This is a genomic window from Rhodococcus sp. NPDC055112 (assembly GCF_053607505.1).
This window is the reverse complement of record NZ_JBSGTR010000101.1, coordinates 1-10331: the sequence shown is the minus strand read 5'-3', so window position 1 is coordinate 10331 and position 10331 is coordinate 1. Positions and strand designations below refer to the sequence as shown.

At 69.4% G+C, this 10331-nt stretch carries 12 protein-coding genes; 6 read left to right on the top strand and 6 right to left on the bottom strand.

Going from position 1 to position 10331, the window contains the following annotated elements:
- Positions 1-52 precede the first annotated feature (52 nt).
- Together ACWFRB_RS25865 and ACWFRB_RS25860 are read right to left on the bottom strand one after the other, a co-directional pair.
- Positions 53-967: an SDR family oxidoreductase gene (locus ACWFRB_RS25865; protein ID WP_452644117.1), complete on the bottom strand. Its 915-nt coding sequence runs from the start codon at positions 965-967 to the stop codon at positions 53-55.
- Positions 964-1764 carry an SDR family oxidoreductase gene (locus ACWFRB_RS25860; protein WP_097214312.1) on the bottom strand — a complete coding sequence of 267 codons (801 nt, stop codon included), beginning with the start codon at positions 1762-1764 and terminating at the stop codon, positions 964-966. Before ACWFRB_RS25860 ends, ACWFRB_RS25865 begins: the two co-directional genes overlap by 4 nt.
- Before the next feature lie 131 nt (positions 1765-1895).
- Here ACWFRB_RS25860 and echA20 point away from each other — a divergent pair, with 131 nt between their 5' ends.
- From echA20 to ACWFRB_RS25840, 4 genes are read left to right on the top strand one after another with little or no spacing between them, the layout of a single operon-like run.
- Entirely contained in the window at positions 1896-2657 is a 762-nt protein-coding gene (gene echA20, locus ACWFRB_RS25855) for a (7aS)-7a-methyl-1,5-dioxo-2,3,5,6,7,7a-hexahydro-1H-indene-carboxyl-CoA hydrolase (protein ID WP_077042907.1), read from the top strand.
- A 14-nt stretch (positions 2658-2671) separates the two neighbouring features.
- Complete coding sequence (ipdA, locus tag ACWFRB_RS25850; protein WP_097214303.1) at positions 2672-3553, top strand: cholesterol ring-cleaving hydrolase subunit IpdA; 882 nt, start codon at positions 2672-2674, stop codon at positions 3551-3553.
- Positions 3550-4308, top strand: a complete 759-nt coding sequence (ipdB, locus tag ACWFRB_RS25845) for a cholesterol ring-cleaving hydrolase subunit IpdB (RefSeq protein ID WP_452644113.1) — start codon at positions 3550-3552, stop codon at positions 4306-4308. Before ipdA ends, ipdB begins: the two co-directional genes overlap by 4 nt.
- Positions 4305-5369 (top strand): NAD(P)H-dependent flavin oxidoreductase, encoded by a 1065-nt coding sequence (locus tag ACWFRB_RS25840; RefSeq protein ID WP_136910777.1) that lies wholly within the window; start codon positions 4305-4307, stop codon positions 5367-5369. Before ipdB ends, ACWFRB_RS25840 begins: the two co-directional genes overlap by 4 nt.
- 81 nt (positions 5370-5450) lie before the next feature.
- On the opposite strand, the gene ACWFRB_RS25835 is transcribed toward ACWFRB_RS25840, so the two are convergent.
- Positions 5451-5729 (bottom strand): DUF2277 domain-containing protein, encoded by a 279-nt coding sequence (locus tag ACWFRB_RS25835; RefSeq protein WP_452644111.1) that lies wholly within the window; start codon positions 5727-5729, stop codon positions 5451-5453.
- Between the two features lie 104 nt (positions 5730-5833).
- Here ACWFRB_RS25835 and ACWFRB_RS25830 point away from each other — a divergent pair, with 104 nt between their 5' ends.
- Complete coding sequence (locus ACWFRB_RS25830) at positions 5834-6454, top strand: TetR/AcrR family transcriptional regulator (protein WP_452644109.1); 621 nt, start codon at positions 5834-5836, stop codon at positions 6452-6454.
- 90 nt (positions 6455-6544) lie between these two features.
- Here ACWFRB_RS25830 and ACWFRB_RS25825 read toward each other — a convergent pair whose 3' ends face one another.
- Positions 6545-7696 carry an acetyl-CoA C-acetyltransferase gene (locus ACWFRB_RS25825; protein ID WP_452644107.1) on the bottom strand — a complete coding sequence of 384 codons (1152 nt, stop codon included), beginning with the start codon at positions 7694-7696 and terminating at the stop codon, positions 6545-6547.
- 9 nt (positions 7697-7705) lie between these two features.
- Positions 7706-8338, bottom strand: coding sequence for a TetR/AcrR family transcriptional regulator (locus tag ACWFRB_RS25820; protein WP_452644105.1), 633 nt, complete (start codon positions 8336-8338; stop codon positions 7706-7708).
- Positions 8339-8379: 41 nt separating this feature from the next.
- Between ACWFRB_RS25820 and ACWFRB_RS25815 the strand changes: the two genes are divergently transcribed.
- Positions 8380-9138, top strand: coding sequence for an SDR family NAD(P)-dependent oxidoreductase (locus ACWFRB_RS25815; protein WP_452644103.1), 759 nt, complete (start codon positions 8380-8382; stop codon positions 9136-9138).
- Here ACWFRB_RS25815 and ACWFRB_RS25810 read toward each other — a convergent pair.
- Positions 9135-10217, bottom strand: a complete 1083-nt coding sequence (locus ACWFRB_RS25810; RefSeq protein ID WP_452644101.1) for a type IV toxin-antitoxin system AbiEi family antitoxin domain-containing protein — start codon at positions 10215-10217, stop codon at positions 9135-9137. The genes ACWFRB_RS25815 and ACWFRB_RS25810 overlap by 4 nt on opposite strands.
- Positions 10218-10331: the final 114 nt, after the last annotated feature.

Here is a 10331-nt window from a genome sequence, read left to right as displayed (position 1 = left end):
GTTGACGAGTCCACACACTCGTCAACCGCGCACGGGCGGCGCAGCCGCCTTCTTACGCCCCGTAGACCGGGGTGGGGGTCTCCGCCTTCTCGAGCAGATCGGCAACGACGGGGCCGATCTCCTTCGGATCCCAGCGCTCGCCCTTGTCCTGGGTGGGTCCGTGCCGCCAGCCCTCGGCGACGGTGATCTTGCCGCCCTCGACCTCGAACACCCGGCCGCTGACATCCTTCGACTCGGCGCTGCCCAGCCAGACCACGAGCGGGGAGATGTTCTCCGGCGCCATCGCGTCGAAGCCCTCCTCGGGAGCGGCCATCGCCTCGGCCATCGCGCCGCCCGCGCCCACCGTCATCCGGGTGCGCGCCGCGGGCGCGATCGCGTTCACGGAGACGCCGTAGTTCTTCAGCTCGGCGGCGGCCTGGATGGTCATCTCCGCGATGCCCGCCTTCGCGGCCGCGTAGTTGCCCTGACCGATGCTGCCCTGCAGACCGGCGCCCGAGCTGGTGTTGATGATCCGCGCGTCCACCGGACGTCCGGCCTTGGACTCGGCGCGCCAGTACGCGGCCGCGTGCCGCAGCGGGGCGAAGTGGCCCTTGAGGTGCACCCGGATGACCGAGTCCCACTCCTGCTCGCTCATGCCGACCAGCATCCGGTCGCGCAGGAAGCCCGCGTTGTTGACCAGCACGTCGAGGCCACCGAAGTTGTCGATGGCGGTCTTGATCAGGTTCTGCGCGCCGTCCCAGTCCGCGACGTCGTCGCCGTTCACCACGGCCTGTCCACCCGCGGCGATGATCTCCGCGACAACCTGCTCGCCGGGGCTCTCACCGGTCGCCGTGCCGTCGCCGCCGACGCCGATGTCGTTGACGACGACCTTCGCGCCCTCGGCCGCGAACGCCAGTGCGTGTGCCCGTCCGATACCGCGGCCCGCGCCCGTCACGATGACGACGCGACCGTCTACCAATCCACTCACTTCTGCTCCTCCATCACTGGCTTGTTGGATGTCTCTGCGTCCGACGCCGCCAGGAACGCGGGGCGCTCGCCGCCGCCGTGCACCGTCAGTGTCGAACCGCTGACGTAGGACGCCAGCGGCGATGCCAGGAAGGTCGCACAGTTCCCGATGTCCTCGGGCCGCGCCATCCGACCCAGCGGGACGGTCTTGCTCACCGCGGCCAGGCCGTCGGCCCCGCCGTAGTGCAGGTGACTCTGCTCGGTCTCGACCAGGCCGACCACGATCGAGTTCACCCGGACCTTCGGCGCCCACTCCACCGCGAGGCTGGCCGCCAGGCTGTCGATGCCGGCCTTGGCGGCGCCGTAGGCGGCGGTGCCAGGCGACGGGCGGCTGCCGCTGACGCTGCTGATCATCACGATCGAGCCGCCGGTGTCCTGCTTCTGCATGACGGCGTTCGCGATCTGCGAGATCAGGAGCGGGGCGAGCAGGTTGAGCTCGACGATCTTCGAGTGGAAGCGGGGGCTGGCGTCCGCGGCCAGGGCGTACGGCGCCCCGCCCGCATTGTTGACGACGGCGTCGAGGCGGCCGTGGGTGGCGACGATCGAGTCGATCATCGACTGCACCTGCTCGGCATCGCGCAGGTCGCAGGAGATGAACTCCACGCCGCGGCCGTCCACCTCGATCGGCTCGTCAGCCGGCCGTCGCGCGCAGGTCACCACCGTGGCGCCCGCGCGCAGAAACGCGCGGCTGATGCCCGCGCCCACGCCGCGCACACCGCCGGTGACCAGCACCACGCTGCCGTCAAGACCTAGATCCACCAGTACCTCCACTGTCAGGGATTCTCTGCGGGTCGGGGGTCATCCGCCGAAAATCGAACTCCAGCCCGACCCGCAGGTGTGCTAACTTACCAAGCAATCGCTTGGTTTGGCGACCTACCTAAGGAATCACGATGGGAATCACTTCCAAATCCGATGGGGCCGGCATCACCACGGTCACCGTCGACTACCCGCCGGTGAATGCCATCCCGTCTAAGGGATGGTTCGAACTGGCCGACGCCGTCCTCGCGGCGGGCAAGGATCCGAGCACCCACGTGGTGATCCTGCGAGCCGAGGGACGCGGCTTCAACGCCGGCGTCGACATCAAGGAGATGCAGGCCACTGAGGGTCACGGCGCCCTGATCGACGCCAACCGCGGCTGCGCGGCGGCGTTCTCCGCGGTCTACGACTGCGAGGTTCCCGTCGTGGTCGCCGTCAACGGCTTCTGCGTCGGTGGCGGCGTCGGCCTGGTCGGCAACGCCGACGTCATCGTCGCGTCCGACGACGCGATCTTCGGCCTCCCCGAGGTCGACCGCGGCGCCCTCGGAGCGGCCACGCACCTGGCCCGCCTGGTCCCCCAGCACATGATGCGCACGCTGTACTACACGGCCAAGAACGTCGACGCCCAGACGCTCAAGCACTTCGGCTCCGTGTACGACGTCGTCCCGCGCGCCGAGCTCGACGCATGTGCACTCAAGATCGCAGGCGAGATCGCCGCCAAGGACACCCGGGTCATCCGGCGCGCCAAGGAAGCGATCAACCGCATCGACGTGATGGACGTGCACACCAGCTACCGGATCGAGCAGGGCTTCACGTTCGAGCTGAACCTCGCCGGCGTCGCCGACGAGCACCGCGACGAGTTCGTCGCCACCGGCAAGCCGCGCGCGAACAAGTAGGGAGTTGAAAGACAATGCGTGACAAGAGGATGTCGCTCGACGAGGTCGTCGGCGAACTGCGCAGTGGCATGACGATCGGCCTCGGCGGCTGGGGCTCGCGCCGCAAGCCGATGGCGTTCGTGCGCGCGATTCTGCGCTCGGACATCAAGGACCTGACCGTCGTCACCTACGGCGGACCGGACCTGGGCCTGCTGTGCTCGGCGGGCAAGGTCAAGAAGGCCTACTACGGCTTCGTGTCCCTGGACTCCGCGCCGTTCTACGACCCGTGGTTCGCAAAGGCCCGCACCACCGGCGCCATCGAGGTCCGCGAGATGGACGAGGGCATGGTCAAGTGTGGCCTCGAGGCCGCCGCGGCCCGCCTGCCGTTCCTGCCGATCCGCGCAGGCCTCGGCTCGGACGTCCTGAACTTCTGGGGCGACGAGCTCAAGACCGTCACCTCGCCGTACGCCGACGAGTCCGGCAAGGCCGAGACGCTCATCGCGATGCCCGCGCTGAACCTGGACGCGTCGTTCGTGCACCTGAACCTGGGCGACAAGCATGGCAACGCCGCCTACAACGGCGTCGACCCGTACTTCGACGACCTGTACTGCATGGCCGCCGAGAAGCGCTACGTCTCCGTCGAGCGCATCGTCGAGACCGAGGAGCTGGTGAAGGCCGTTCCGCTGCAGCAGCTGATCCTCAACCGCATGATGGTCGACGGCGTCGTGGAGGCCCCGAACGGCGCCCACTTCACCCTCGCAGGCGAGAGCTACGGCCGCGACGAGAAGTTCCAGCGCCACTACGCGGAGGCCGCCAAGACCCCCGAGTCGTGGCAGGTCTTCGTCGACACCTACCTGTCCGGCAGCGAGGACGACTACCAGGCCGCCGTCAAGAAGTTCGCAGAGGAGCAGGCATGACCTCCACCGAGACCATCACCCGCGCGGAGTACTGCGCGATCGCGTGCGCCGAGATCTTCTCGGGTGCAGGCGAGATCATGGCCAGCCCGATGTCGACGCTGGCGACCATCGGCGCGCGGCTGGCGCGGCTCACCACCGAGCCCGATCTGCTCATCACCGACGGCGAGGCGCTGATCTTCAGCGACACCCCCGCGGTCGGCGCCAAGGCCCCGATCGAGGGCTGGATGCCGTTCCGCAAGGTGTTCGACGTCGTCGCCTCCGGGCGCCGCCACGTGGTCATGGGCGCCAACCAGATCGACCGGTACGGCAACCAGAACCTGTCCGCGTTCGGTCCGCTGCAGCAGCCGACCCGGCAGATGTTCGGCGTCCGCGGCGCCCCGGGCAACACCATCAACCACGCCACCAGCTACTTCGTCCCCAAGCACACCTCGCGCGTGTTCGTGGACAAGGTGGACGTGGTCTCGGGTGTCGGCTACGACAAGGTCGACCCCGCGAACCCGGCGTTCAAGTACCTGCACCTGCACCGCGTGGTGAGCAACCTCGGCGTCTTCGACTTCGGCGGGCCCGACCACACGCTGCGCGCGCTGAGCCTGCACCCGGGCGTCACCGCGGACGAGGTCGCCGAGAACACCTCCTTCGAGGTCGCCGGGCTGGCCGAGGCAGGCGTGACCCGCGAGCCCACCGCCGAGGAGCTGCGCCTGATCCGCGAGGTCATCGACCCGCGCGGCCTGCGTGAGCGCGAGGTCCAGGCATGACCGCCGTCCTGCGCACGCCGCTGACCGAACTGGTCGGCATCGAGCACCCGATCGTGCAGACGGGCATGGGCTGGGTCTCCGGCCCGCGCCTGACCGCTGGCACGTCCAACGCGGGCGGGCTGGGCATCCTCGCCTCGGCGACGATGACCTACGACGAGCTCGAGGCGGCGGTCCTGCGGACCAAGGAGCTCACCGACAAGCCGTTCGGCGTCAACATCCGGGCCGACGCGACGGACGCGCAGGAGCGCATCGACCTGCTCATCCGCGAGAAGGTCAAGGTCGCCTCGTTCGCGCTGGCGCCGAAGAAGGACCTGATCAGCAAGCTCAAGGACAACGGCGTCGTCGTGGTCCCGTCCATCGGCGCGGCCAAGCACGCCGTCAAGGTCGCCTCCTGGGGCGCCGACGCGGTGATCGTGCAGGGTGGCGAGGGCGGCGGCCACACCGGCCCGGTCGCCACGACCCTGCTGCTGCCGTCGGTGCTCGACGCGGTCGACATCCCGGTGATCGCGGCCGGCGGCTTCTTCGACGGCCGCGGCCTGGCGGCCGCGCTGTCCTACGGCGCCGCGGGCGTCGCGATGGGCACCCGCTTCCTGCTCACCAGCGACAGCGCGGTGCCGGACTCGGTCAAGCAGGAGTACCTCAAGCGCGGCCTGCAGGACACCACCGTGTCCGTGAAGGTCGACGGCATGCCGCACCGGGTGCTCAACACCGACCTGGTCAACAGCCTCGAGAAGTCCAGCTACGCGCGGGGACTCGTCGCCGCGGCCAGGAACGCCCCCAAGGTCAGGGCGATGACCGGCATGAAGTGGTCGACCCTCCTCAAAGAGGGCCTGGCGATGCGCAAGACCACCGACAAGACCTGGCTGCAGATCATCATGTACGCCAACACCCCGATGCTGCTCAAGGCCGGCCTGGTCGACGGCAACACCGAGGCGGGCGTGCTCGCGTCCGGTCAGGTGGTCGGCATGGTCGACGACCTGCCGAGCTGCCAGGAACTGATCGACCGGATCATGGCGGACGCCGTGAAGCGGATCGACGCGCTGGGCGCACTGCGCGCCTGACCGGCACCGCCGGTGCGCGCCTGAGCGCGCTCCCCATGCAGAAGGGCACCATCGGCCGGTTCATCCGGCCGGCGGTGCCCTTCAGTCGTTCGCGGCGGCCGCGGCAATCCGCGCGCGGACCTCGGGCCTGCGCAGCGGCGGCACCGTGGCCGGTGGCTGCTTGCGGGCGGGCAGCACCCCGAGCAGCCGCATCGTGGTCGCCGTGACCTCGGCGACGGCCTGCTCGAAGGGCTCCCTGGTGGCGTCGGACAGCTTCTGCACCCCGCTGACCTTCCGCACGTACTGACGGGCGGCCGCCTCGATCTCCTCCGCGGTGGCGGCCGGTTCGAGGCCGCGGAGCTCGGTGATGTTTCGGCACATGCCCCGACGATAACCCCGACCCGCCTCACGCGACGTATGAGTTCCGTGTCACCCCGTAACTATTATCGCTCCGGGGCTGTTCAGCTCCGGTATTGTCCGGCGATGTGAATGGATCCGGAGATCACCCTGTCGAACAAGCCGGCCCAGGCCGGCCCCGAGATCCCCAGGTCGACCGGTCGGTCCTCGACGCAACCATCGCGCTGCTCGTCGAGTCGGGCTACCAGAAGACCACCATCCAGGCCATCGCCCGACGGGCGAAGGTCAGCGCGCCCGCGATCTACCGCCGCTGGGCCACCCGCGAGATGATCATCGAGGACGCCATCTTCGGCCTCGAGTCCATGGGCGATGTGCCGCTGCCCCCGAACACCGACGACCTACACGCCGACCTGCTGGCCTGGACCCGCAAGTTCCTCGACCGCACCGCGAACCCGGCCGCCCGCTCCGCGATACCCGGGCTGCTGTCCACCTGGAATCACAACGATGGCGTCTACGAGCGACTCGTGCAGCGGGCCGAGGTGCCCGCCCGCAAGGCGCTGCTCGACCGAATCCTGCTGGCGGTGCCGGACGCGGAGCCTGCCGCCGCCGCATCGGCGTCGGACACCGTCTTCGACCTGCTGGTGTCGGCCACCATGATCCGCGGCGTCTCACGCGGATACGAGGACGCGGACGCGTGGTGCGAGCGCATCGCGGACGCGCTGTTCGCGCTGATCGGCACCTTCGACTGACGGACACCGTCCGCGGTGCACCGACGAGTTCGGCCCCGCATCCCCCTGCCGGAGGGGTGCGGGGCCGAATCTGCTTACGCGGAGGGGTTTCTAGCCCAGGCGCTCGATGATCGTCACGTTCGCGGTGCCGCCGCCCTCGCAGATGGTCTGCAGGCCGTAGCGCCCACCGGTGCGCTCGAGCTCGTTGAGCATGGTCGCGAACAGCTTGGTGCCGGTCGCTCCGAGCGGGTGCCCGTTCGCGATCGCGCCGCCGTTGACGTTGACCTTCGCCGGGTCCGCGCCGATCTCCTTGATCCAGGAGAGCACGACGGGTGCGAACGCCTCGTTGATCTCGATGACGTCGATGTCGTCGATGGTCAGGCCGGTCTTCTCCAGCGCGTACTTGGTCGCGGGGATCGGCGCGCTGAGCATGAAGATCGGCGAGGCGCCGCGGGCGCTGATGTGGTGGATCCGGGCGCGGGGCTTGAGGCCGTGCTTCTTCACCGCGGCCTCGGAGGCGAGCAGCGTCGCGCTGGCGCCGTCGGAGATCTGGCTCGCCAGGGCTGCGGTCAGGCGTCCGCCGTCGGTCAGGGTCTTGAGCCCGGCCATCTTCTCGAGGCTGGTCTCACGCGGGCCCTCGTCGATGCTGAACTCGCCGACCGGCACGATCTCGTTGTCGTAGCGACCCTCGGCGATCGCCTTGCGCGCACGCTCGTGGCTCTGCAGCGCCCAGCGCTCCATCTCCTCGCGGCTGATGTCCCACTTCTCGGCGATCAGCTCGGCGCCGTGGAACTGCGAGACCTCTTCGTCGCCGTAGCGGTGCTCCCAGCCCTTCGAACCCTTGAACGGGGTCTCGAAACCGAACTGCTCGCCGACCACCATCGCCGAGGCGATCGGGATCATGCTCATGTTCTGCACGCCGCCTGCCACCATCAGGTCCGCGGTTCCGCTCAGGATCGCCTGCGCCGCAAAGTGAACGGCCTGCTGGCTGGATCCGCACTGACGGTCGACGGTGACCCCGGGGACATCCTCCGGGTAGCCGGCGGCCAGCCAGGCGGTGCGCGCGATGTTGCCGGCCTGCGGGCCGATCGCGTCGACACAGCCGAACACGACGTCGTCGATCTCGCTCGGGTCGACCTGGTTGCGCTCGAGGAGCTGCTTGATCACCCCGGCGCCGAGGTCCGCGGGGTGCACCGCGGAGAGGGCACCGCCCTTCTTGCCGACCGCGGTGCGGATGGCGTCAACAATGTATGCCTCAGGCATGGAAACTCCCTACGAATCGGACCGTGACTGTGGGCTGGAGAGCCCGTCGAGCACAATGGCGAGATACTGCTTGGCGACCGTTTCTGCGGTCATCGGGCCTCCGGGCCGGTACCAGCGCACCGGAACCCAGACGGTGTCGCGCATGAAGCGGTACACCAGCTCCACGTCGATGTCGGGCCGGAAGCTGCCGTCGGCGATGCCGGCCTCGAGGACCGAGACCCACAGGCCTCGGAACTCCTTGTTGCGCTCGGTGATGTACTCGAAGCGCTCGTTGCCGACCAGGTGCTTGGCCTCGTCCTGATAGATCGCGACCGCGGCATGCGAACCGTCGATCGCCTCGAAGGACGCGATCACCATCGCCTCGAGGGTGGCGCGCGATCCGAGCCCCTCCGCGACGATGTCGCGGTAGCGTCCGAACAGCTCGTCCAGGAAGCCCTTGAGGATCTCGTCGACCATCGACTCCTTGGAGTCGAAGTGGTGGTAGAGACTGCCGGACAGGATCCCGGCCGAGTCGGCGATGTCGCGCACAGTGGTGGCGCGCAGACCGCGCTCGGCGAACAGGGAGGCGGCCAGCGCGAGGAGTTCGGCGCGGCGGCCGGACTTGCTGGCAGACTCTTCGGCAGCTCTGGGCGGAGGGGTCACACCCCACAGAGTATCAACCAAGCGCTTGTTAGGGTATCGGGGTGCAGCAAAACACTTGCGCCGTGATCACCGGCGGATCGGGCGGCATCGGGATCGAGATCACCCGGCGGCTCGCCGCCCAAGGGCTCCCCGTCGCGTTCACCTACCGTTCCGGCGCCGACCGCGCAGCCGCCCTGGTCGAGGAGATCACCGCGGCGGGCGGTCGGGCCCGTGCCGACGCCGTCGACCTGACCGACCGCGACCGGGTCGCGAAGTGGGCCGAGGAGATCACCGCCGAGCTCGGCGACCCGTCGGTGCTGGTGCACGCGGCGGGCCCGCACATCCCGATGGTGCACCTGTCCAAGGTCTCCCCCGACACCTTCTCCGAGCATCTCGGCGCCGAGGCGACCGCGTTCTTCGCGCTCGTGCACGCAATGCTCCCAGGGCTGCGCGCGGCGCGCGGCTCGGTCGTCGCGGTGACCACTGCGGCCACCGACCGCTTCCCCGTCCGCGACGGCCTATCCTCCGGGACCAAGGGCGCCGTCGAGGCTCTGGTCCGGGCATTCGCCGCCGAGGAGGGCCGCTTCGGCGTCCGCTTCAACTCCGTCGGCCCCGGCATGCTCACCGACGGAATGGCCGAACGTCTGATGGGCAACGCCGACCTCGACGAGCGCGCACAGGCCGTCGCGATGAGCCGGATCCCCCTGCAGCGCTTCGGCTCCGCGGTCGACATCGCCGAGGCCGTCTGCTTCCTCGCGAGCGACAAGGCCGGATTCATCACCGGCCAGAAGCTGAACGTCGACGGCGGCTACACGGTCTAGGCGGCTCCGCCGCCCGTGCGCGGTTGACGAGTGTCAGGACTCGCCAACCGCGCACAGGCGGGACACGGGTTTTCGTCCCGCCTACGCCAGCCCTCGCGGCGCAACACCCGCTCGACCTCCCCCGCTACCAGGCACGGCGTCCAGACGACCTCCTCGTAGCCGAACACCAACCTGGGCCGATCGGCGAGTTCGGCGGCGTTGTCGCGGCGACGGTCCCTGAACGCGACCTCACGCATGGAGTGCGACCGGCGGCCGTCGAGACGCACGATCAGCGGGACACCGTGTTCGGTGTAGTCGCAGTCCTCCCAGAGCGTCCGGCCATCGACCACCACCGGCCCCTGCCTGCGCGCCGCCGGAAGTCCGTGGGCCTGTTCCACCTCGACCGCGTAGCGGTACTCGAGCATCGACTGGACGCCCTCGGCCAGCAGCCGGACGGCCGCCTCGAGCGCCTTCCTGTAGCGACGCGGGGTTCGTTCGTACATCCGGCGCCGGATGTCGTCCAGGCGGACGCGAGCGTTGGTGACGGTGCCGATCAGACTGACGTATGCCTCGTGCGCCGACGGCTGCGCAATGGCGAGGTCGAGCGCGGTGTCCGCGCGGGTCGTGCGAGGCGGCAGGAGGTCGGCGGCGCCGATGTGGCGTTGCGCGCGCGACCGGTGCACTGCCACCCCGGGGTGCAGGACACTCCCCCGCGCGGGCACCACGCGGTCGCGGTGGAGCGCATGTCCGACCGATGTCGCGGGTTGACCGATCGCGGAGACACCGTAGGGGACCGTGACGTGGACGGGACCGGACTCGTCCACCGGAACCATCCCCCACAGCTCCGCGGCAGTCCGGTGACTGAGCACCGTCGCGGTCCCGCCGTAGAGCAGGGCCGCCTCGAGGATCGCCTCCCGGGTGAGCAGACCCGAGGTGATCGCGTAGACCCCGTGCAGAACTCGCTGCCATCGCCCCGTCTCGAGGCGTTGTCGCGTTCGCGACGGCGGAAATCCGAGGGCGTGCAGTTGCGCGGCTGTGACCAATCCGTGCTGGCGGTCGACGAGGGCCTGGAGCGCTGAAGGTGAGAACGTTGCGGGCATGCCGACGACACTGGCGTCGGGCACCGACCGGATCGACGGGAGCGAGCCGGGTTATCCACAGGCGCGACGCGCCCGTGCGTGGTTGATAAATACAGAAAGAAGGCAACCACCCAC